General features: G+C 48.9%; 23 protein-coding genes. All 23 read right to left on the bottom strand.

Annotated elements, in window-relative coordinates; genetic code table 11:
• Positions 1-5: 5 nt before the first annotated feature.
• The 23 genes from LRP57_RS04285 to thrB all read right to left on the bottom strand — a co-directional run bounded on the left by LRP57_RS04285 (position 6) and on the right by thrB (position 21,878).
• Positions 6-1,001 (bottom strand): hypothetical protein, encoded by a 996-nt coding sequence (locus tag LRP57_RS04285; protein ID WP_231205304.1) that lies wholly within the window; start codon positions 999-1,001, stop codon positions 6-8.
• Complete coding sequence (locus LRP57_RS04290) at positions 998-2,374, bottom strand: hypothetical protein (RefSeq protein ID WP_231205305.1); 1,377 nt, start codon at positions 2,372-2,374, stop codon at positions 998-1,000. Before LRP57_RS04290 ends, LRP57_RS04285 begins: the two co-directional genes overlap by 4 nt.
• A 98-nt stretch (positions 2,375-2,472) precedes the next feature.
• The gene (locus tag LRP57_RS04295; RefSeq protein ID WP_231205306.1) at positions 2,473-2,766 is read right to left on the bottom strand and encodes a hypothetical protein; all 294 of its coding nucleotides are present in this window, start codon (positions 2,764-2,766) and stop codon (positions 2,473-2,475) included.
• Positions 2,763-3,989 carry an N-acetylglucosamine-6-phosphate deacetylase gene (locus LRP57_RS04300; RefSeq protein WP_231205307.1) on the bottom strand — a complete coding sequence of 409 codons (1,227 nt, stop codon included), beginning with the start codon at positions 3,987-3,989 and terminating at the stop codon, positions 2,763-2,765. Before LRP57_RS04300 ends, LRP57_RS04295 begins: the two co-directional genes overlap by 4 nt.
• A gap of 177 nt (positions 3,990-4,166) precedes the next feature.
• A complete protein-coding gene (gene nucS / locus LRP57_RS04305; RefSeq protein WP_231205308.1) occupies positions 4,167-4,865 on the bottom strand; it encodes an endonuclease NucS in 699 nt (232 codons plus the stop codon).
• A 39-nt stretch (positions 4,866-4,904) separates the two neighbouring features.
• Complete coding sequence (locus LRP57_RS04310) at positions 4,905-5,315, bottom strand: DUF2550 family protein (RefSeq protein ID WP_231205309.1); 411 nt, start codon at positions 5,313-5,315, stop codon at positions 4,905-4,907.
• Positions 5,316-5,416: 101 nt separating this feature from the next.
• Positions 5,417-5,683, bottom strand: a complete 267-nt coding sequence (locus LRP57_RS04315) for a F0F1 ATP synthase subunit epsilon (RefSeq protein WP_442984578.1) — start codon at positions 5,681-5,683, stop codon at positions 5,417-5,419.
• Positions 5,680-7,128 (bottom strand): F0F1 ATP synthase subunit beta, encoded by a 1,449-nt coding sequence (atpD, locus tag LRP57_RS04320; RefSeq protein ID WP_231205311.1) that lies wholly within the window; start codon positions 7,126-7,128, stop codon positions 5,680-5,682. Before atpD ends, LRP57_RS04315 begins: the two co-directional genes overlap by 4 nt.
• A gap of 27 nt (positions 7,129-7,155) precedes the next feature.
• A complete protein-coding gene (locus LRP57_RS04325; RefSeq protein ID WP_231205312.1) occupies positions 7,156-8,085 on the bottom strand; it encodes a F0F1 ATP synthase subunit gamma in 930 nt (309 codons plus the stop codon).
• A gap of 3 nt (positions 8,086-8,088) precedes the next feature.
• Positions 8,089-9,726, bottom strand: coding sequence for a F0F1 ATP synthase subunit alpha (atpA, locus tag LRP57_RS04330; protein ID WP_231205313.1), 1,638 nt, complete (start codon positions 9,724-9,726; stop codon positions 8,089-8,091).
• A 30-nt stretch (positions 9,727-9,756) separates the two neighbouring features.
• On the bottom strand, positions 9,757-10,587 hold the full coding sequence (gene atpH, locus LRP57_RS04335; protein WP_231205314.1) for an ATP synthase F1 subunit delta: 831 nt from the start codon (positions 10,585-10,587) through the stop codon (positions 9,757-9,759).
• Complete coding sequence (locus tag LRP57_RS04340; protein ID WP_231205545.1) at positions 10,587-11,147, bottom strand: F0F1 ATP synthase subunit B; 561 nt, start codon at positions 11,145-11,147, stop codon at positions 10,587-10,589. Before LRP57_RS04340 ends, atpH begins: the two co-directional genes overlap by 1 nt.
• Complete coding sequence (atpE, locus tag LRP57_RS04345; protein WP_231205315.1) at positions 11,147-11,353, bottom strand: ATP synthase F0 subunit C; 207 nt, start codon at positions 11,351-11,353, stop codon at positions 11,147-11,149. Before atpE ends, LRP57_RS04340 begins: the two co-directional genes overlap by 1 nt.
• Before the next feature lie 55 nt (positions 11,354-11,408).
• A complete protein-coding gene (gene atpB / locus LRP57_RS04350; RefSeq protein ID WP_231205316.1) occupies positions 11,409-12,323 on the bottom strand; it encodes a F0F1 ATP synthase subunit A in 915 nt (304 codons plus the stop codon).
• Positions 12,324-12,425: 102 nt separating this feature from the next.
• Positions 12,426-12,863, bottom strand: coding sequence for a hypothetical protein (locus LRP57_RS04355; protein ID WP_231205317.1), 438 nt, complete (start codon positions 12,861-12,863; stop codon positions 12,426-12,428).
• Positions 12,850-13,980, bottom strand: coding sequence for an MraY family glycosyltransferase (locus LRP57_RS04360; RefSeq protein WP_231205318.1), 1,131 nt, complete (start codon positions 13,978-13,980; stop codon positions 12,850-12,852). The genes LRP57_RS04355 and LRP57_RS04360 overlap by 14 nt, the downstream gene beginning before the upstream one ends.
• 48 nt (positions 13,981-14,028) lie before the next feature.
• Positions 14,029-14,655, bottom strand: a complete 627-nt coding sequence (locus tag LRP57_RS04365; RefSeq protein ID WP_231205319.1) for an L-threonylcarbamoyladenylate synthase — start codon at positions 14,653-14,655, stop codon at positions 14,029-14,031.
• A gap of 164 nt (positions 14,656-14,819) precedes the next feature.
• A complete protein-coding gene (gene prmC / locus LRP57_RS04370) occupies positions 14,820-15,671 on the bottom strand; it encodes a peptide chain release factor N(5)-glutamine methyltransferase (protein ID WP_231205320.1) in 852 nt (283 codons plus the stop codon).
• Between the two features lie 35 nt (positions 15,672-15,706).
• Positions 15,707-16,813 carry a peptide chain release factor 1 gene (prfA, locus tag LRP57_RS04375; protein WP_231205321.1) on the bottom strand — a complete coding sequence of 369 codons (1,107 nt, stop codon included), beginning with the start codon at positions 16,811-16,813 and terminating at the stop codon, positions 15,707-15,709.
• Between the two features lie 304 nt (positions 16,814-17,117).
• Complete coding sequence (gene rpmE / locus LRP57_RS04380; RefSeq protein ID WP_231205322.1) at positions 17,118-17,339, bottom strand: 50S ribosomal protein L31; 222 nt, start codon at positions 17,337-17,339, stop codon at positions 17,118-17,120.
• Positions 17,340-17,576: 237 nt separating this feature from the next.
• A complete protein-coding gene (gene rho / locus LRP57_RS04385; protein WP_231205323.1) occupies positions 17,577-19,304 on the bottom strand; it encodes a transcription termination factor Rho in 1,728 nt (575 codons plus the stop codon).
• 480 nt (positions 19,305-19,784) lie between these two features.
• Positions 19,785-20,375: a hypothetical protein gene (locus tag LRP57_RS04390; RefSeq protein WP_231205324.1), complete on the bottom strand. Its 591-nt coding sequence runs from the start codon at positions 20,373-20,375 to the stop codon at positions 19,785-19,787.
• Between the two features lie 537 nt (positions 20,376-20,912).
• Positions 20,913-21,878, bottom strand: coding sequence for a homoserine kinase (gene thrB / locus LRP57_RS04395; RefSeq protein WP_231205325.1), 966 nt, complete (start codon positions 21,876-21,878; stop codon positions 20,913-20,915).
• Positions 21,879-21,880 lie beyond the last annotated feature (2 nt).

Consider the following 21,880-nt stretch of genomic DNA (forward strand, 5'->3'; position numbering starts at 1 on the left):
AAATTTTAGTTATCGGGATCGGTTGAATCGTCAAAGTCTACAGATTCAATGACTCGTTCAGCTCCGACAACAGAAATGCTGCCGCCGGTTTGTTTTGTTGGTACTCGCAGTAGCAAGGTGGCGATGTAATGGGAAGTTGCGCTCCCTTTCACGTTCACGTCTTCGCGCGGTGCAATAGCTGCTGTTGTTCCGCCTAAACGCATTGTTGATCGAGCTATTGTCCTCGCATAGGTCAGCGTGTATGTGAAAGAAGCTGCCACCAGTGCAGATCCATCCTCAAGTACCACCCCTGTAATTGGAGCATCTGTGAGGGTAGCTTTTGCGCTCACAGAACCTGCCGCTTGGACTGCTTCATTAAGTGTTCGTGCATCCTGAAGGTAATTTGAGGCAAATTCATCTGTAGCAAAAACAGTGTTTCCTGCGTTACCTTCATTCAGCATATTCACATATGCTTCAATTGCTTCTTTTGGTGTACTAACAAAACCTGGAGAATCCTCAGCAAGTGTGGGCGACCCTTTCTTCACTGAAGCAATTGTGAAAGTAGTTCCCCCCAAAATACGCGCCCATGAATGCAAACGGTATGGCGAACGGGCCTCATCCTGCATAAGCACATATGCAGTAGGTAAGGATGCTTCCCCATTATTGACAATATTGACTACCGCACGCGGCCATGTTGCTGTATCCGTTAAAGCAATATCACCAGCAGCCATTTTTAACGGTGTCACCGTTGAATTCATTGACTGTGCCAGTGAGTACTGAGCATGTCGCATACGCAAAGCAGGATCAAGAAGTCGCTCGTTCAATGGACCTAATTCGCCGGTCGCATCTGCATGGTCAACAACACTTTGTATTTCTTTCAGAATATTTTCGACCTTGCCCGTTTCAATGACAGGCCCTGATTGAGGTGTTTGCACAGGTTGCGCCACAATATCTTGACCTGCGCAACTTGAAAGCATAAGGGCACATACGCACGCAAAGGTGGCAACAAGTGGACGTCTCATGATCGTTTATCCCTCTTTTTACGGTCTTGCCACGCTGTCATAATTGAGGCCCATGAAGATTCTTCAGTTTTTTCCTCTTTTTTATCGGCGGCCTGAGGAAGAATCGGAATAAGACCCGTATCAAATTCATGCCCGTTAATGATGAGTCGTTCTTCACCTCGTTCACGGGCTTCACGTATTGCACGGCGGCTGGGGAAAACCGCCCCCGGACGTACAGCCGACAGATCGATCACTCCCGTATCAGTTGATGGAGCGCGAGTGTACGGCTTGTCATCTGCGTTTGCGCCCGCATGACGGCCTTGAGGTTCACTCTTTTCTTTATCTGAGATTCCATCACTTGTTTCTGTTTCTTTTTCAGTAAAAGGTTCAACAGATTCTTCGGAAGTCTCTGCCGTTTCTTCAACTTTCTGATCGGAGCTTTCCTCATTTTGAATCTCAGAAATATGCGAGGTCTGCTCATCAGCATTCTCAGATCCTTCATGATCTGATTCTTTGAAGGTTTCCGCCGTCTCCTGAGCAAAGAACGGTACTGCCTCATGATCTTCATTGTCATGAGCATTTTCAGCATTCGTTTCTTGTTCTTGCATGCCCAAAGCAAGGGCAACACTTTCAGTTCCTGTAGGCACACGCTGAGCAACCAGTTGACGTATCAAAGCAATGATTGCGATAAGAAGCAAAACACCTGCAATGAAGAAAGCTGACAAGGCAAGGAAATTTGTCCTTTGTATATGCCACACAATATCCACAGTCAGTGCTGTCGTTTTCCCGTCAGCAGAGGCAATGACAGATTTACCTTGACCAATATTGGCAATATCCAAACTTACAGTTCCCGTACCTGAAGCCTGTTGAAGCCACATGTCAGAAGAAAGAATCGAAGCAGACTGCGCTGTATCAAAAGATTGGCCAATCTCTACAGATGAGGAACTACTTTGCGTACTTTCAGCGGAAGATTCTGAGGTTTTTTCCGCTTCAGCAGCACTTTCTTGTTCATCTGATTGAGCAGTATCGCGCCTTTCGTGTTGCACTTGAGGGATTTGTGGATGTTCTTCTACTTTCAGGCTTTTTCGATCAGAAGCAACACCGATGATCTCCGTATAAGCGTCACTGCCAATCCAACCATTAACATCTGTCACACTGCCTAAGGCCACAGCCACAGGACCACCCGAAGGTGAAGTAACAGTTACCGTTGCTGATGAACCAATTAAAGTAAAAACACCATCACGTGTCGTCACAAAAGGTGCAGAAGCTGTCGTTTGGGCGCGTACTTCCTGTGAAGGACGCAAAACCGTCACAGCGAGAACCCCAGTAAGCACACACACCACAGCCATCAGAGCAACAATGGCGGCCACAGAGAACTGCTTTAAGCGTTTCACAAATCCCCCTCACATGAGAGGCACACACTACCCATCAAGGATATGAAGAATGTGCCCAAGACGAAACCCTTCGTCGCTATCTTACTCATTGCAGGCACTTACTGCGGTCGCAAACGTCTGCGCCAACATTCACTATGCCAATGACGACGCGCTTGAGGCCCATATTCATGTCCCCAGGAAGCTTCCTCAGGCCAGGCCACAATATGCGGAACTCCAAGTACCGTGCCAGAACAACCAGGGCATATGTAACTTTTCTGAGAAACAGCTACCTGTTGTACTTGATAGAGCACGCCTCCTGGCCCCATCTCACTGTGACGAATCCCGGCAATACGTGAAAGATCTAATTCACGATGACGCTCAGACCAGCGACGTTTAGATGAACGTCGACTCATTCGACCTTTTCGCCTCTATACCATACTGCAAGCGGTCGGATGTCCTCATCAATCAAAACGATATCGGCATATGTTCCCTCACGTAAAGCACCGATATCATTACTGCCCACAATGGTCGCTCCCTGAGCGGAAGCCATATAGATCGCATCTTCCAAAGGAATATGAGCAACCTGAACGGCTATACGTACACAGTCAATCAGGTGCGCGGTTCCTCCGGCAATGGAACCGCCATGTGTCAAACGAGCAACCCCATCCGCTACGGTGACTGCTTGAGATCCCAGCTCATAGCTTCCATCAGCCATACCAGCCGCAGCCATAGCGTCAGTAATTAACACACATGAATCACGCCCGACTGTTTCCCATACAGTGCGAACAATCTGCGGATTTAAGTGAATGCCATCACAAATCATCTCCACAATGGCGCCACCACGAGCAGCATCAGAGATAAATTCCATAATCGGCCCTGGATCTCTATGATGCAGTGGCCGCATCCCATTGAAAAGATGTGTCACTGTCGCTCGGCCACACCGACGTACTTCTTCACTGACACGAGCCAAGCTCTGACGCGAAAACTCTAAGGCGTGACGTGCTGCTTCGGGAGCCGCATCTGTATGCCCCCATGAAGGTACAGCTCCCCCTTCGATCAATACTTCCGCAACCGAGTTTGGACCCCACGCACCTTCTTTTTCAGGGGCCAATGTCATTGTGACAACATATCCTTGGCCTACCTCAATAAGCTGACGGGTGAGTTCTGGATCGGGCTGAGCAATATACGTCGGATCTTGCGCGCCTTTACGTTCATGAGAAACAAAAGGTCCTTCATAATGCACACCGGCGAGTTGCCCTTCAGCAGCCAGTTGCCCAAGTAAGCGCCCTCGTTCCATCAGGACTTGTGGCGAAGCTGTCACACATGAAGCCACTAAAGAGGTCGTCCCGTGACGTCGATGCTCCATGATTGCTGTCATCGCTTGTTCACGGCTTTCAGCATTGGGGAAAGATTCCCCTCCCCCTCCGTGACAGTGGACGTCAACGAGTCCCGGTATGAAAGTACCCTCATACTGATCCGCTTGGTCAATATCAGGAACTAGCTGTGGGAAACGCTTCTCGATATCAGCCCTCTCCCCTACAGCTTTGATCCGATCCCCCTCACATAAAAGGACACCATCATCAATAAAGTGATCATCCACAAGGATGCGGCCGCGCAGGATCATTGAAATTGTCATAGTGCTATTCTCTCTTTTTATGTCATAAATCGCAGAGTTTCACGCAGGAAATGACTGGAATCACGACTCATCATTACAGGCAGCTATCAGGTTTCATAAGGCAAAGACACGCTCCCCGTGTAAAAGAATCATATTTTCTGTGCTTGAGCGCGATAAGAACACGTATGACATACGAATTCAGAAAAGACGTGAATGAGGATCGTCGAGACCCCTCATCGCGTCATAATCCAATATCAGACATTCGATTCCACGGTCGTGCGCAAGGGTTCGTGCTTGCCGCGATATTTCCTGTCCAGCGTATATTCCTCGGAGCCCTTCTAATAAGGGATCTCGTGAAAGCAAATGGAGGTATCGGGTCAACTGCTCGACCCCTTCGATTCCTCCTCGTCTTTTGACTTCAATTGCAACAGGAAGTCCCTGCGGGTCACGAACCATGAGGTCCACAGGACCTACAGGCGTGGGATATTCCCGACGAACAAGCTCCCATCCTTTTCCTAAAAGTTGAGGAATTTGTTCCGAAAGTAACGCCTGAAGATGACTTTCCACACCGTCTTTTACAAGGCCGGGATCAATTCCTAGTTCATGTGATACATCGCTGAAAATTTCATATATGCGAATATCCAGACGATCATCCGTTTTTGCTGCTTGAACTGTCCATATTTGCGTAGCCCTATCCGCTTCTTCTTCAGGATTCAGGAGCGTAATAGTGAGATCACATGGCGCAGTCATCCAATTCAGAGGCTTATATGAGCCGCCGTCAGAATGTATGAGAACTGATCCATCCGCTTTCCACATAATGACGCGAGGAGCCGGATCTAAATGAGCACTTAAACGTCCTGAGTAATCAACCGTACAGGTGGCAATAAGAATACGCACGGCACGAGACTACCAGTAGCTTCCCCAAAAGCACAGCTGCTACCGATGTTCAGCAGGTAGCCCCGATTCAACCCACGATACCAAGCCGTTATACGTTTTCGGCTCAATTAATACGAATAAACGTTCCTCGTCTGCAACAAGACGAACTTCAACAATACTTCCATCTGCACAATGAGGCTGTGGCGCAGATACTTCCAAACCACGACGTGGCAATGTGTACACAGGCTTACGGGAAAAACCAACCAGACGATACCAAGTCAAGGTTTCGGTTCCATACATTCCGATCCCTGAGGTCCATCCCGCTTGAATATCCGGGCGAGCCCAGCATCGGAAAGAACCGAATTCATTGGATAACTTACGTGCACGAATATTAAGAATTATCCATAATAACAATGCAATAATGAGGAGGAACAGAAAAACCCGTGGCAACACGGTTAGGAAAATATTCATTTTCCTTCCACCTCTTTCCTTCTGATTCTTTCTTTGTATGTTACCGCTATTCGTACACGCAACGAAAAAGGCAGGTGAAGAATAACTTCACCCGCCTTTCCCTAAGCAATAGAACCGTGATCTACCACAATAGTGACGAAGCCTGAATCAACAGAGGCAACCCCGTTATCTACTGTGAATGAATGTTGTCCCTCAGATGTATGCACAATGACTTGCCCCTGCGCCAACATAGCAAGTAGAGGCTGACGCCCCGGCAAAATACCGAGAAGCCCATCAACTGCAGGAACTTGAACCTGCGAAGCCACTCCGTGCCATAAACGTCCCTCGTGTGAAACAACTTCGACTTGTAGATGAGACTTGGTCATCAGGCGTCCTTTTGCAATTCGTGCCAAGCACGTTCAAGATCGTCGATACCACCGATATTGAAGAATGCCTGCTCAGGAACCTCATCGTAGTAACCTTCAGCGATTCGTTTGAATGCTTCAATTGTTTCAGACAAAGGAACAGTTGAGCCAGGAACGCCGGTGAATTTCTCAGCCATATACGTGTTCTGCGACAAGAACTGTTCAATACGACGGGCACGTGCCACCGTAATCTTGTCTTCTTCAGACAATTCATCCACGCCCAAGATGGCGATAATGTCCTGAAGTTCCTTGTTTTTCTGCAAAATAGCTTTCACATGCGTCGCAACATCGTAGTGTTCACGTCCCACCAGAGCAGGATCAAGGATACGACTGGTTGAAGCCAATGGATCAACCGCAGGATACAGACCACGAGAAGCAATTTCACGTGAAAGCTCTGTAGTAGCATCCAAGTGCGCAAATGTGGTGGCGGGAGCAGGATCCGTGTAGTCGTCTGCCGGAACGTAAATTGCTTGAAGTGAGGTAATGGAATGCCCACCAGCAGATGTAATACGTTCCTGCAATTGACCCATTTCATCAGCGAGATTTGGCTGGTAGCCCACAGCAGAGGGCATACGACCAAGCAAAGTTGATACTTCCGAACCTGCCTGAGTAAAACGGAAGATATTATCAATGAACAACAAAACATCCTGATGCTGTACATCGCGGAAGTATTCTGCCATTGTCAGACCCGTCAAAGCGATACGCAGACGAGTCCCTGGTGGCTCATCCATCTGACCAAAGACCAAAGCTGTTTTGTCAAAGACACCAGCTTCTTCCATTTCATGAATGAGGTCATTACCTTCACGAGTACGTTCACCAACGCCAGCAAAAACCGACACGCCACCGTGATCTTGAGCAACTCGCTGAATCATTTCCTGAATCAGAACGGTTTTACCGACACCAGCGCCACCGAAAAGACCAATCTTTCCGCCCTGCACATAGGGTGTGAGTAGGTCAATGACTTTAATACCTGTCTCGAACATTTTTGTTCGAGCTTCCAGCTGGTCAAAAGCCGGAGGCTGACGGTGAATTGGCCAGCGTTCGGTGATTTCCAGTGTTTCGCCTTCTTTGAGATTCAAAGGCTCACCGGTCACATTAAATACATGTCCTTTGGTCACGTCACCAACGGGAACGGTAATCGGGGATCCTGTGTCTGTCACAAGAGCACCACGCACAAGACCGTCTGTGGGTTTTAACGCGATTGTGCGCACCAAATTATCACCCAAGTGTTGAGCGACCTCAAGGGTCATTGTGAAGGTGCCGGCGGCATCTCCTTGACCTGACAAATCAACGTCAACATGCAGTGCGTTGTATAAAGGCGGAATATTGTCTGGCGGGAATTCAACATCGACAACAGGGCCGACGACTCGCGCGACGCGCCCTTGACCGCCAGTGGATGTATGTGACATATCTTCTCTCTCCATGACCGTGGGCTTTCAGCCCTGAACCAAAGCGTCGGCCCCACCGACGATCTCGCTAATTTCTTGCGTGATCTCCGCCTGACGGGCCGAGTTGGCCAGGCGCGTGTATTTCGTAATGAGTTCTTCAGCGTTATCTGTTGCGGTGTGCATAGCACGCTGACGAGCCGCAAGTTCAGAAGCTGCTGATTGCAACAAAACGTTGTGAATACGGCTCTCCACATACAGTGGAAGAACAGCATCCAGAACCCTTTCAGCAGATGGCACAAATTCATACTCTGGGAAAGCCTGATCTGGTTCATCAGAAAAACCACGCTCTTTTTGGCGTTCTTCATCAGAGTTTGGGGCATCCACCACAGATAGCGGCAGCATCTGGCGTACCTCAGGAATTTGAGTCACCATCGTCTTGAAACGTGTGTATACCAAATGCACTTCAGATACAGCCTGTTCCAAGTCTTTGTGTAAGAAGCGTCCCAGTAATTCTGAGGCGATGTGCCGTGTCATTTGTGGTGAAGGTGAATCAGATTCGCCTTCCCATGAGTGCTCGATAGGCACATTTCGGAAGCGGAAATATGACTGAGCACGTCGACCACAGGTGTAGAGTACAGGCTGTTTTCCCTGAGCACGTAGGTTGTCAAGCAACTTCTCTGTTTCACGCAGAATCGTTGCAGAATATGCGCCTGCCATACCTCGATCTGAGGCAACGACAAGGACAGCAACTCGTGAAGTATCTTCTCGTTCTCTCGTGAGGGGATGATCGATATCTGTATGCACAGCCACAGCAGCCACGGCCTGAGAAAGTGCCTTTTCATACGGGCCTATTTCTGTCGCTGCACGACGCGCCGCACCGATACGCGATGCGGCAATCATCTCCATCGCGCGGAAGACCTTACCCAGCGTACGCGTTGAAGCGATACGCTGCTTATAGATCCTCTGCTGGCCTCCCATATATCAGGCCTTTCCACCGGGACGTGAACGAGTAATCTCTTCGCGCGAAAACTCAGCTTCAACCTCGTCATTATCTGCCATATCCATGCCACGACCAGCACTGATCCACTGGTCATGGAAAACACTCACCTGTTCTTGCAGCTCAGCTTCAGTTTCATCACTCAGCTGACCGGTTTCTTTAATAGTGTCAAGAACGGTTGAGTGCGCACGCAGATGCTGTAGTAAGCCTTTTTCAAAGGGCAGCACATCTGAAACTTCCAAATCATCAAGGAAACCATGTGTACCAGCCCAAATAGAGGCTACTTGATCTTCCACCTGATATGGCGAATTCTGAGGCTGTTTAAGCAGCTCCATTAAACGTTCACCGCGTGTGAGCTGACGACGTGTAACCGCATCTAGGTCAGAAGCGAACATCGCAAAAGCAGCCATCGAGCGGTACTGAGCTAAGGTGAGCTTTAATGTACCGGCGACTTTCTTCATTGCTTTAATTTGTGCAGCACCACCAACGCGCGACACAGAAATACCAACATCAACCGCTGGACGCTGGTTCGCATTGAATAGGTCGGATTGCAAGAAGATCTGACCATCGGTAATGGAAATAACGTTCGTCGGAATGTAAGCAGACACATCATTTGCTTTTGTTTCAATGACCGGTAGGCCTGTCATCGAACCGCCACCCAGTTCATCGGAAAGTTTCGCACAACGTTCCAACAGACGTGAGTGCAAGTAGAAAACATCGCCAGGATAGGCTTCGCGCCCCGGAGGACGACGCAAAAGCAATGACACAGCTCGATAGGCTTCCGCTTGTTTTGACAAGTCATCAAAAACAATCAGAACGTGCTTACCTTCATACATCCAGTGCTGACCAATAGCTGAACCTGTGTAGGGAGCCATGTACTTGTAGCCTGCAGGATCAGATGCGGGGGAAGCCACAATTGTTGTGTATTCCAAGGCTCCGGCAGCTTCAAGTGTTGAACGTACGGCCGCGATCGTGGAGCCTTTTTGACCGACTGCCACATAAATGCAACGCACCTGCTTGTTGGGGTCACCTGACAACCAGTTTTCGCGCTGATTCATGATCGTGTCAATAGCGATCGCTGTTTTACCGGTCTGGCGGTCGCCAATAATTAACTGACGCTGCCCACGACCAATAGGAATCATTGAGTCGATTGCTTTCAAACCCGTTTGCAGCGGTTCATGGACAGATTTACGTGCCATAACACCGGGGGCTTGTAATTCCAAAGCACGGCGACCAACAAGATCTGTTATATCGCCCAGACCGTCAATAGGCCGACCCAGTGGATCAACTGTGCGGCCGAGGTAGCCATCACCCACAGGCACTGATAAGACCTCGCCCGTACGATGAACGCTTTGGCCTTCTTCGATGTTGCCGAAGTCACCGAGGATAACAGCACCAATTTCACGCTGGTCAAGGTTCATTGCTACGCCCAAGGTGCCATCTGCGAAACGCAGAAGTTCATTGGCCATAGTGCCAGGTAAACCTTCAACATGAGCAATACCGTCAGCGGTTTCCGTCACTCGACCAACTTCTTCGGTGGCAACCTCCGAGGGACGGTAGGACTGGGCAAAAGAGTCCAAAGCAGCCCTGATTTCTTCGGGACTGATGGATAAGTCAGCCATTGAGTCTTCCTTTTGTTAAACGGGGTGATTCTAAAAAGATGACGAGCCAGCAAGAGCGCGTCGTAGTTCAGTTAAACGTGCAGAGATTGTCGCATCGACTGATTCATTTCCTGCACGTAAACGGAACCCACCCATCACCTGAGGGTCAACCGTTACAGCAAGAGTAACGTCAGATTTTAGACGCTCTGACATAACTTTACGTAACCGTGCAGCCTGTTCTGGGCTCAACGGAGCAGCAACATCCACAGTGACAAGTACGCGCGTATCAACGAGCGCTGCCGTTTCAGCATACATGCGTAGTTTCGATAAGAGACGCCCATGTACAGTACGTCCTACCGCACGACGAATCAGACGCATTGTATAAGGCGACAGATGCGCATGAAAGATTGCGTGTGCAAGTTCAGCACGCTCATGTGCCGTTCCTGTGCCCATATCTGACAAGCTCATCCGCAACTGACGATTATCTGAAAGAATCTCTTGAACACGTAGTAGCTCATTTTCAACGGTTTCAAGAGCATCAGCACGTTTGGCAGCCATCAGTGTCACGTAGATACCGCACATTTCAGTGATATCTGGTAACACATCTGGCTGTGACCAATGCACGGCTGACATGGAGTTGAGAACACAGCATGTGGAAGATTCCACTGATCTTGCAAATGCGTGTGATACCAAATCCTCTTTGTCACTAACTGTGCGCGCTGGATCTGACAGGGCACGTCTCAGTCGAGAATCAGCGCGGAGTATGTCAGCTACACCGAAAAGATCCTCCGCAAGGCGCATCACATCCACTTCCGAAGCCGAAAGGACATCATCCAGTGTCGTGCGAACTGTGATAGGCAGCAACTCCGTGAGATCACTCATCAGATATTCTCCGTGACCGTTGTACGCGACTCCAGATCATCTAAGAAACGATCCACCACACGAGCGGTAAGAGCTGTATCCGCCAAATGCTCCCCTACTATGCGTTCGGCAAGCTCAGTAGCAAGCAAGCCAACATCTGTACGCAAGGTAATTTGAGCGGCTTGTTTCTCAGCCAAAATCTGACGTTGAGCAGTATCAAGTATGCGAGCTGCTTCAGCACTGGCCTCAGCACGTGCGGCCGCAATAATGTTACGTGCATCATCGGTAGCTTTTTCACGTACTGCATGTGCTTCTACCGCTGCTTGACGAAGTAAGTCCTCACGGTCACGTTCAGCGGCAGCAGCATCTGCTTTTGCTTTATCCGCTGCGTGAAGCCCTTCTTCGATGAGGCGTGCACGTTCATCAAGCATTGCATAGATCTTAGGTAAGCCGTACTTACCAACAACTAAAACAAGGATGAGCAGCACAAAGGCAGACAGAAAAACTTCAAATAACGGCGGTAACAGAACCGAGTTTTCCCCTGCCGCATGGCTGCTTGCAGCAACGAGCAGTGTATTCATCACTTAATAATCATCGGCATGACGAATCCGATAAGGCCAAGAGCTTCAACCATACCAGCGCCAATAATCATATTCGTGAACAAACGGCCAGCAACCTCAGGCTGACGCGCAGTTGCTTCCTGAGTCTTTCCCACCAGCAAACCAATGCCGATAGCAGGACCGATAGTTGCAATGCCGTAGCCAATGTAGGCAAGCGATATACCCATGTAGGTTTCCTTTTCATTCGGGACACCGGCAAGGTGTCTGTGGGTGAGAGAACCGTCAGTGTGCTTCGACGGACAGCTTAATGTAGACAGTGGATAGGATCGTGAAAATGTAGGCCTGCAGGAAAGCCACAAAGACCTCAAAAAAGGTCATGATGAACATGGCAGCTCCTGTGAGCAAACCTAAAGAGCTCAGTGCATTCACCTGAGAAAGCAGCAAAGCCGTTCCAAAGTATGTGAGCGCAAGAATCAAGTGCCCCGCGATCATATTGCACAAGATACGAAGTGTGAGCGTGAAAGGACGAATAACAAAATTCGATAAGAACTCAATCGGTGAGATGATCACGTACATGATCTTCGGAACACCTGGGGGCATTAGTTGCGAACGTAGATAATGGCCAAGGCCTTGAGCACGGATACCTGCAACTATAGATGTGATATAGACGCACGCGGCAAAAACCATAGGTACAGCGATCACAGAAGTCACTGCAATGTTGATTCCGGGGATCACACCCGAAAGATTCATCAACAGTATGGCAAAGAAAATGGTGGTGAGCAGCGGAGCAAAACGTTTCCCACGCACCGGGCCAAGCATATTTATAGCTATGTCACCGCGGATAAATTCAGCGGCAAGTTCAAGAAGGGCTTGACCTCTGCTTGGTATAAGTGAACGCGAACGCACCACAATCACAACAACCACACACAGGAGAGTCGCCATGATGATTCGTGCAAGCGCCAAGCGGTTAAAGGAAAAAGCAGTCCCTCCCCCAAAGATGGGTGTCGGGAAAAAATCCTCCACACTTGGCTGGTGCGGAGCCATGGTAAAAGCCGGTATTGCTGTCACCAGCATGATGCATACCAAAATACCGACAAGCACCCAGTACCAGACAGGTGTCTTATACACGCGACGAGGCGTTGCCTCTGTAACAGTCGAAGTAGACAGGATGCCCTCCACAGATTCGTTATTCAGCATCGATAAACGGTCGCAGCTGGCCAAACCAACCCGTTAATAATAGCAGGAAGAAAGAGGAAAAGTGACTCCAGAACTGTGAGGTAAACAGAAAAAGAAATGCCTTTAGTTACCCGCTGCCGACTTGTTCAGTGATATAAAAACAAAAAATTCTGCGACCATGACAATAATCACTGTCACAATGATTGATAAGCCAATAAAAAACGTATGTAGATCCAAGGCACGCCCACAAAGCACGCAGGTAAGAAGTACTGTAATTTTCAGAATATATCCGGCACCGATTCCGAGCACTATCCTCTGTGGATCACGTGCGATAAAACGGAGTGTAAATACCTGAATTCCCACCAAAAAGAACGTAGCTCCCAGTGATAAGACAAGTGAACTCCAATGTACTTTTCCAAGAAAAGCAGCCATAACCTCAGTGCAGATCACGCATACAGCACAAAGCCACAATACGCGGGATACCTTTGCAATGACCGGCAACAAAGTTGCTGTTATTTTCCGGTGGTCATCAGATAAAAAATTGCCATCATGACTTGTCATGAGCAGGTACCTCCTGGAGGTTTTTTCGCCGTCTCCCCCGCAAAAACGGAAATTCGTAGAATGTTAAAAACACTGTGATTGCAAGAACAGGTAAGGCAACCACAGCAACCTTATACACAGAAAAAACCAGTAAAGCGGCTGCTGGGAGCGCAATAATCGCAGTCCATAACCATAAAATGGCCACTACCTCACGGTGCCCGCGTCCCCTCGCTAATAATCGATCATGAAAATGTGAACGATCTGCATGGAAGGGACTACGCCCCTTGAGCATTCGCCGGATGGATGTTACTACCAGATCACCGATTGGTATAAGGATGACAGAAATTGGCAAAATAATTGGTAACAAGCCAACGAATACTTGCCCATCTCCCAAAAGTGCAGGGTCAATTTGTCCTGTCACAACAATACCTGCACCGCCGAGAAGCAAACCTAAAGTCTCAGCCCCGCCTCCCATCATGATGGATGAGGGATGGAAGTTGTACCACAAAAAGCCAACGCATACGCCCATTAAAATCACTACGGTCATCGAAGCAGTGGTCGCATAGGAAGGTGCTCCCATAATTCTGGTCAAAATATAGGAGTATATGAAGAAAGAGCCCGCACCAATAGCAACGATTCCAGCTGCAAGACCATCAAGACCATCAATAAAGTTCACAGCGTTGATAATGCCGACGATAACAACAATTGTCAGAACTAAAGATAGACGTGACGAACCGATTGTCAGGCCAAAAATCGGAAACGAAACAAGCTGTACGCCTCCAAGTCCCATAAGACCAGCAATAAGGACCTGCGCGGAAAGTTTTGCAACCCAATCCAGCTCTATCAGATCATCAACGACACCTAAAATACACATCGCCGCGGCTCCACCCATCAGGGCCCACGGGACTGTCGTTGCAAAAAGGGGAGTCATATAGGGAATTTTGCTGGCCAGGAGCATCGTGAGCAGCAACGCCAAAGTCATTGCGACCCCGCCAAGGCGTGGAATAGGGACAGATTGTACGTCGCGGTTACGTAGAGGCGGAAGAATCCCCCACCGCAGACAGCACCACCGCACCAAAGCAGTGAGGATCAGTGTTAAAGCGGCTGCGATGAGCGCTAAAAGGATATAAACCTTCATGCCGCTTTGTATCCTCCGTCCCTTTTCGTATCGTTGCTATTCACTGGATCAGCCTTGTAGGACTTCCATAATCTGTTCTAAGGATATGGCTCCTTCACGAATTGGACGAAATGTTTCTTCGGTCACGTCAAGGATTGTTGAGGGAATTGCTAAGCCAGATGGTCCACCGTCAATATATGTTGCTACTTTTTCGCCAAAATACTCACAGGCACGGGTAATGGTAGTTGCAGGCTCTTGTCCTGTGAGATTTGCTGAAGTAACAGCAAGAGGACCTGTCACACGCAGTAAATCACACATCAGTGGCAAATCAGGCATACGCAAAGCGACGGTTCCGTGGGTTTGTCCCAAATTCCATCCAAGTTCCGGCTGCGCCTGCACGATCAAAGTTAAAGCACCCGGCCAAAAATTCTGTGCAAGGGTTATAGCAACATCAGTAACATTTGTACCTATCCGCTGCATATCACTTGGATCCGCTATGAGAACCGGAGGTGGCATATGATGGCCACGTCCTTTTGCAGCTAGTAGACGAGTCACCGCATGAGGATCATCGGCCCGGCATCCAATGCCATATACGGTATCTGTAGGGATCACAATAAGTTCGCCCTGAGTAACTTCAGCAGCGATGCTGTCGCGCACATCTTCATCCCACTGTGCAGAAGAATCAATGATTCTCATTGCGATTGGTCCTCTCGTGAGGCTATCGTGTGTTTTTCACGTTTTATCTGTGTCGATGCACGTGTGGGTGCCAGCTTTGGCATGGTATCCACTGTCTGGATGCGTGTACCTAGCCAGCCAGGCCCTGTGCTGCTCATGCAAGTTTTCTTTTCCATAGTTTACAGTCATGGCTTACGCGCACAAAGATAACGGTCACGACCTGTGAGATCGACACCCGTATGCACATCAATAAAACCACAGCTTCTCGCGCTCTCACGCATATCCTGTGCTTGGCTGGTGGCATGTTCGACGAAAAGAGCTCCACCAGATTTCAGTAGGTTCCATGCGCGGTGAATAATTCCTCGCGGCAGAACCATACCGTCTTCTCCTCCGCCGTATAGCGCTGTTGATGGATCGTAGAGTGCTTCTTTTTGCGTCACGGGTTCCCGTTCGGGGATGTATGGCGGATTGGAGATCAGTACATCTACTGTTCCGTCTATCTCGCGTAATACTTGAGGGTCTGTTGCATCACCTTGGTGTAAGTGGATACGGTGCTCTAAGCAATATTTATGAATATTACGTGCAGCAGTGTCATAGGGCGTGGGCATGAGCTCAACAGCATAGACATGAGCGTGTTCTACTTCCGTTGCCAAGGCCAAAGCAATTGCACCTGAACCCGTACATAAGTCCACAACACGTATTTCATGCTCTGCGGATGAGTAACGGTGAGCTTCATCAATAGCAGCACCGGCAACAACCTCGGTTTCAGGACGGCAAATGAAAACTCCTGGCCGAGCGTACAGTTCGAGATTTCTAAACCACATACGACCGATAATGTGTTGCAGTGGGATACGCGCACGACGCTGATGCACACCGGAACGAAAACGTTCTGCCGTATGGGGGGAAAGGATTTGCGGTGCTGTCCACAAATTATCGGTCCCTAAAGCCCATTCCATGAGGATTGAGGCTTCACGCGCTGGTTGTGCCCCCTCAATAGATGTGAGCTGTTGTCGTGCCCATTGCATAAGTTCTCGCATAGGCACACTATGTCCGGTCGAAAATGACCTGTCATTCACTGGACGTGGTCCTGTTGAAGTCGCGCAGCTTCATCTGCTTCGATAGCTGAGGCAATGACTGGCCCTAAAGCACCTTCAAGTACGTGGTCAAGATTATGCGCTTTGAAACCTGTGCGGTGGTCAGCTATACGATTTTCAGGGAAATTGTACGTACGGATACGTTCAGAACGATCAACTGTACGTACTTGGCTGAGGCGTTGGGCGCTGTTTTCTGCTTCACGTTTTGCTCGTGCTTCAGCAGCTAAACGAGAGGCTAAAACGCGCAAGGCTGCCTCTTTGTTTTGTAACTGCGATTTCTCGTTCTGCATGGATACCACAATGCCACTGGGAATATGGGTGATACGTACTGCAGAGTCAGTTGTATTCACGCTTTGCCCACCGGGTCCTGAGGAGCGGAAAACATCAATACGTAGATCATGAGGATCAATCTGGATTTCCTCGTCGTCTTCTACTTCCGGCATCACAAAAACGCCTACTGCACTCGTATGAATCCGACCTTGTGATTCAGTGACTGGGATACGTTGAACTCGATGCACACCGCCTTCATATTTCAGGTGTGCCCATACGCCTTCTTCTGGGGTTGGCGTTCCTTTCGCTCGGATAGCAAGTGTGATGTCTTTATATCCACCCAGCTCAGTGTGAGTAGCGGAAAGTTCAGTAACGGTCCATCCCTGCGTTGCGGCATATCGCGCGTACATACGTGCTAAATCTGAAGCAAATAGTGCTGATTCTTCACCGCCTTCACCAGCTTTTACTTCAAGAATTACATCAAGTGCGTCATCTGGATCACGGGGGGCAAGGACGTCAATAATCGCTGCTTTTGCTTTATCCGCGGCTTCACGTAGTTCTGGTAGTTCTTCTGCGAAAGATTCGTCTTCTGCGACAAGTTCTTCGGCGGCATTGAGGTCGGCGAGGGCCGCGCAATAGCGGTCATAGGTGCTTTTGACACGTGAGAGTTCAGCAAAACGCCGTCCGACTTTACGTAACATTCCAGAATCTGAAAGTACTGCAGGATCTGACATTTGCGCTTCGACTTGAGCGTATTCTTCCAGCAGCGGTTCCAGTGCTGTAAAAGTACTTTCTGGTGTAGGTGTTGCTGGCATAGGAATGATGTCTCCTCAGGCAAAAACAAGTTGGGAAGGAAAAGTGCCGTCATACAATTATGCCGCTTGCAAGTAAGCTGCAGGTAGTTTTTCTTTATTTCATGCGGCCCGTATGGTCTACAGATATTTTCGCAGTCTCATCAGGTTATAGGGATCGCAGTGTTTTATCACGACTCATTATTCCCTTGCGAAAGGTTATGCTGTCTTGTTCTGGCTAGAGAACTCACAGATAAAGAATCATGATGCATAGGCTTATGCGCAGCGGTGCCGGTAACCGTAGTGGTTACCGGCACCGCTGATAAAGTCACTTACTGGGGCGCACACGCTTGCCGTAGCGAGCCTCGAAGCGTGCCACACGACCGCCTGTATCGAGGATCTTTTGCTTACCGGTATAGAAAGGATGGCAAGCTGAGCACACGTCCACGCGCATTTCACCTGAGGTGATGGTGGAACGGGTAAGGAAAGAGTTACCGCATGTGCAGGTAACGGTTGTCTCAACGTATTCAGGGTGAATGCCCTGTTTCATGGTGTTCTCCTTAAGGAATTCGAGGATGCCGGGTCCCCAAGGACTTTACCAAGAGGTGAACCGGAACCAGTTGATATTGTGCCACTCTTGAGCCGTCAGGTCCACAGAGAAAGGCATCATGCGCAGTGAAACGTAACACCGACATACAGTCTAAAAGTGGTGAGCTTGTGAGGTTCTCGATTTTTTTCGGGATACCTCACAAGCTTTCGCACGTATTTTCTTACTTCAGCCTAGGCTTTAGTCAACTGTCGGTGTTGTTTTTTGCACAAGCATCAAAAACTCTGCATTTGACTGAGTTTCTTTGAGCTTTTCAAGGATGATTTCCAAAGCGCTCTGCTGGTCAAGTGTGCCCAAAACGCGACGAAGTTTCCACATAATGCGGAGTTCTTCGGGTCGGAAAAGAACTTCTTCGCGTCGTGTACCTGAAGCATTCACATCAATTGCAGGGAAGATACGACGATCAGCCAGTTGACGTGAAAGCCGGAGTTCCATATTACCAGTGCCCTTAAATTCCTCGAAGATGACTTCATCCATCTTGGAGCCGGTTTCCACCAAAGCAGAGGCGATAATCGTTAATGAGCCGCCTTCTTTGAGGTTACGAGCTGCGCCGAAGAATTTCTTTGGTGGGTACAGTGCTGAGGCGTCCACGCCACCGGAAAGAATACGGCCCGAGGCTGGGGCTGCCAGGTTGTAGGCGCGTGAGAGTCTGGTCAGTGAGTCCAAAAGAACCACAACGTCTTGTCCGAGTTCTACCAGTCGTTTTGCGCGTTCAATTGCAAGTTCAGCAACAATTGTGTGATCTGCTGCGGGTCGATCGAAGGTGGAGGCAATCACCTCACCTTTAACGATTGAGCGCATATCGGTCACTTCTTCTGGGCGTTCATCAACCAAAACAACCATGAGGTGTACTTCAGGGTTATTCACTTCGATTGCTTTGGCGATTTGTTGAATCACCATGGTCTTACCTGCTTTAGGCGGGGAAACGATAAGACCGCGCTGTCCCTTACCAATTGGAGCAACTAAATCAATAACACGCGGTGTGAAAGCCTTAGCGGAGGTTTCCATTCGCAGTTGCTCATTGGGATATAAAGGAGTGAGCTTACCGAATTCACGTCGAGCTGCAGCTTCTTCTGTGGTCATGCCGTTGACAGCATCAACTCGCACCAGAGCATTGTATTTTTGACGTTGACGTTCACCTTCGCGTGGCTGACGTACTGCACCGACAACTGCGTCGCCTGCACGCAGACCCCAACGGCGCACATTACCCAATGTGACATATACATCATTTGGGCCAGGTAAGTACCCGGATGTACGAACAAAAGCATGGTTTTCTTGTATGTCAAGAATACCGGCAATAGGCGCTAAAACGTCGTCTTCACGTAATTGGAATTCCATGTTGTCACGGGGACGCTCACGCCGATCAGTTCGATCGCGGTTATCGCGGCGCTCGGTCCGATCAGTACGCTCTCGGCCGCGACGACGATCCCGGCCGCGACGACGACCACGGTTTTCTGTATCGTCCCCTTCAGGAAATTCAATAGAGTCAAGGCTGCGCTGGGTTTTTTCTTCCAGCTCAGGAAGCTGCTCGCCGCCGTCATCTTCATGGGATACGCGAGCCGGAAGATCCAAAGTAATATGTGCTGGCTCGGCGGATTCTGTGGAAACTACGCGACGGCGACGGCCTTTACGGACCGATTGTTCTGATCCAGTTTTTTCCTCTACTTGAGGAAGGTCAAGAACCGGTTCGGCCTCAGGCATCGAAACCGCGCGACGCGGCCGACGTGCAACAGGCTTTTCAGAGGGGGCACGTGTTTCTTGTGCTGCCGCAAGTGCAGCAACGAGCTCACCTTTACGCAGAGTGGAAACACCTTTAAGTCCCATACGGGATGCGAGTGCTTTTAATTCTGACAGTTTGAGGGCCTGCAGGTCTTTTCCAGTCACTGCGGCGCTTGTGTCATTGCTCAAGGATTAATCCTCATCTGGATATGCCCCGTTCAGGGGAATGTGGGAGCTTCTACACTCACGCACTGTGAGAATAGTAAGCCAAGAATGTAATGAAATCAGGTCACCTTGAATTACCGACAATCGGCAAGGTCACGTTCGACCTGTATGTCCACATATTAGCAACAATAACCCCCTTGTTGTCCACATCGACAAAAAGAAGGTTTTTATGCACTACAGCACACATTCATCGCATGTGACTAATAATGTGCAATATCTTTACATAAGGCATACTTTAACGAAAGACATTTTTCAAAAATCTGACTTTATACCTTAATATATCTAAATATTCTAAAATTACACACGAGGTTTACTTGCATAAATCTTTACTTTAGATCTTTTTCTTCAACCATATTCAACTGATACTCATGCGGTGGCTTCGCATAAACAAAACCACCGCATGCGAGTGTAATGAAATAAAAATCCCTCAGGATTCTTCCTCACTCATCGAATGTATGAACGACGTGCAACTACCATAGCTCCGCCGAGAGCTAAAATAGCCACTGCACCGCCGATAACTCCTGCAGCCACACCGGTTTCCGCGAGCTTACCGCCCTTTCCTTCTTGTTCGGGAGCTTGCATGGGTTCAGACTGAGCTTCGTCGCTTTCAGTTGCTTCATCTTCTGCACTCATCAAAGATTCACGGTAAGCAGCATCAGAATTAAGGCCATAACCGTCCTGATCGTTCATAGACGGACCTGAATCCCAGTTTGCTTCAATGTCATGCTCAGCGCGGTAAGCAGCATCAGAGTCAGCACCGTAGCCATCTTGGTCATTTACAGAAGGACCTGAACTGAATTCTTCCTCAGCGGATGAGTGTGTTGCTTCGGCATCAGATGCCCTGCCATAACCATCCTGGTCATTCATAGAAGAACCTGAATCAAAATCCTCAGGTGCTGGAGGCTGTACTTCTTCCGCAGCTTCTGGTCCCGGTGCAGGTGGCTCGCCATCAGCGAAAGCGGGCAAAGTAAAAACTCCCAGCGCAAGAGCAGCGCCAGCAGCTAAAGCTGCTGATGAGCGTTTCAGTTGTTTCATGTCATTTCCTAGCTTCGATCTATGTACATACGCACAGTGGTAAAGGGAAGCGCAAAGCGCTCATCAATGACGCTACCCCCCCCCCGACCGATTTAGTCAAGCCCTTCTTCTGACCAAAAATCAGCAAATCATTTCTTTTAATGAGTAAGGCAGGACACGAAAACTTCCTTATCGCATTCATCACTACTCACCTTTGTCGAGTAGTGTTTGCGTGTTTTATCTGAATTTTTCACAGTTTATGCGCTTTGATTTATTCACGATCTACGCGGAGGAAATCACGCAGCACACGTTTATTGAGTGCTGCTTATAGGAAAATATTCAAAAATACAGATACGTCACAAATACATCACAATGACAAAATACGTGCGTTTTTACGAAAAACATACCTCGCACCACATAGGCAAAGCGAAGTAAAGGAGTGCTTTTCTTCAAAGCCCTACCTTTTTATTTCATACGCGCACACTGGGGATGAACATCTCAAATTGTCAGCCCGCTGTTTGCAATACCCTCTTTTTATTACTGAGGCACACGCATCAATTAACGTTCATGCGACGTGCTTTTCAGTTGCCCACGTGTCACCGTTAAACCACGATGAGGAATACCTACATTCACCACATGCCACCCTGCTGCTCGCGCATCTGAGCAAATTTTTGCTGGCACTGATTCCAAAGAAATCACTGTCGGCCCAGCCCCAGAAACCACAGCCGCTATACCGGCTGCACGTAACCAATCCACAAGCGCCAAAGACGGTTCCATATTTGAGCGTCGTTGTTCTTGATGAAGTCGATCATCTGTAGCAATCATCAACAATTCGTGGAAATCTGGTGACATACGCCCCCCACTTGCTGAGGCCACAAGATTTGTGCCTAAAAGAGCAGTTAAAAGCGCAGCGCGAGACACGTTATAGCTCGCATCCCCATGCGGCACTGTGGCGGGTAAAGCAGCGCGAGCACGTGATGTAGAAAGCTCAAAGTCTGGGATAAAGACCACCGGTTGTAGGCGCTGTGGCACGCCAACAGAAACCATACCCGGACGCCCATTTTCCATCCAAGCTATCGTGGCACCCCCGTAAAGCGCAGGCGCCACATTATCAGGATGACCTTCTAATTCTGTTGCAATATCAAGCATATCCGCTTCGGTAAGTGCCTCTGGATCACCAACTAAAGCACGAGCAAGACCGCAACCCGCAACAATCGCAGCAGCAGAAGAACCTAAACCTCTGCTGTGCGCAATCCTATTCATACACCGCATGCGGATACCCACCTGTGGCGCTCCCATACGATCAAGAGTAAAACGCAAAGCACGCACGATGAGGTTGTCTTCACCGGTTTCTACAGTGCCGGCACCTTCTCCTTCAATGACAACTTCTGTAGGACCTGATGTTGCATGAACAGAAACGTCATCCCACACATCTAAGGCCATTCCCATACTGTCAAAACCTGGCCCCATATTCGCAGTTGTTGCAGGAACTTGAACTGCAACGAAATCATTGCGTAATTGCATGT

This window comes from Schaalia sp. lx-260 (assembly GCF_021083645.1).
GTDB lineage: Bacteria > Actinomycetota > Actinomycetes > Actinomycetales > Actinomycetaceae > Pauljensenia.

Excerpts from the sequence above, each read along its gene's own strand:
- LRP57_RS04355 (WP_231205317.1), bottom strand. The coding sequence starts at position 12,863 with ATGACAAGTCATGATGGCAATTTTTTATCTGATGACCACCGGAAAATA.
- LRP57_RS04295 (WP_231205306.1), bottom strand. The coding sequence starts at position 2,766 with ATGAGTCGACGTTCATCTAAACGTCGCTGGTCTGAGCGTCATCGTGAA.
- LRP57_RS04360 (WP_231205318.1), bottom strand. The coding sequence starts at position 13,980 with ATGAAGGTTTATATCCTTTTAGCGCTCATCGCAGCCGCTTTAACACTG.
- LRP57_RS04325 (WP_231205312.1), bottom strand. The coding sequence starts at position 8,085 with ATGGGAGGCCAGCAGAGGATCTATAAGCAGCGTATCGCTTCAACGCGT.
- LRP57_RS04340 (WP_231205545.1), bottom strand. The coding sequence starts at position 11,147 with ATGAATACACTGCTCGTTGCTGCAAGCAGCCATGCGGCAGGGGAAAAC.
- atpH (WP_231205314.1), bottom strand. The coding sequence starts at position 10,587 with ATGAGTGATCTCACGGAGTTGCTGCCTATCACAGTTCGCACGACACTG.
- prmC (WP_231205320.1), bottom strand. The coding sequence starts at position 15,671 with ATGCGAGAACTTATGCAATGGGCACGACAACAGCTCACATCTATTGAG.
- rpmE (WP_231205322.1), bottom strand. The coding sequence starts at position 17,339 with ATGAAACAGGGCATTCACCCTGAATACGTTGAGACAACCGTTACCTGC.
- atpE (WP_231205315.1), bottom strand. The coding sequence starts at position 11,353 with ATGGGTATATCGCTTGCCTACATTGGCTACGGCATTGCAACTATCGGT.
- atpB (WP_231205316.1), bottom strand. The coding sequence starts at position 12,323 with ATGCTGAATAACGAATCTGTGGAGGGCATCCTGTCTACTTCGACTGTT.
- atpA (WP_231205313.1), bottom strand. The coding sequence starts at position 9,726 with ATGGCTGACTTATCCATCAGTCCCGAAGAAATCAGGGCTGCTTTGGAC.
- LRP57_RS04365 (WP_231205319.1), bottom strand. The coding sequence starts at position 14,655 with ATGAGAATCATTGATTCTTCTGCACAGTGGGATGAAGATGTGCGCGAC.
- LRP57_RS04390 (WP_231205324.1), bottom strand. The coding sequence starts at position 20,375 with ATGAAACAACTGAAACGCTCATCAGCAGCTTTAGCTGCTGGCGCTGCT.
- LRP57_RS04285 (WP_231205304.1), bottom strand. The coding sequence starts at position 1,001 with ATGAGACGTCCACTTGTTGCCACCTTTGCGTGCGTATGTGCCCTTATG.
- prfA (WP_231205321.1), bottom strand. The coding sequence starts at position 16,813 with ATGCCAGCAACACCTACACCAGAAAGTACTTTTACAGCACTGGAACCG.
- LRP57_RS04310 (WP_231205309.1), bottom strand. The coding sequence starts at position 5,315 with ATGAATATTTTCCTAACCGTGTTGCCACGGGTTTTTCTGTTCCTCCTC.
- LRP57_RS04300 (WP_231205307.1), bottom strand. The coding sequence starts at position 3,989 with ATGACAATTTCAATGATCCTGCGCGGCCGCATCCTTGTGGATGATCAC.
- thrB (WP_231205325.1), bottom strand. The coding sequence starts at position 21,878 with ATGCAATTACGCAATGATTTCGTTGCAGTTCAAGTTCCTGCAACAACT.
- atpD (WP_231205311.1), bottom strand. The coding sequence starts at position 7,128 with ATGTCACATACATCCACTGGCGGTCAAGGGCGCGTCGCGCGAGTCGTC.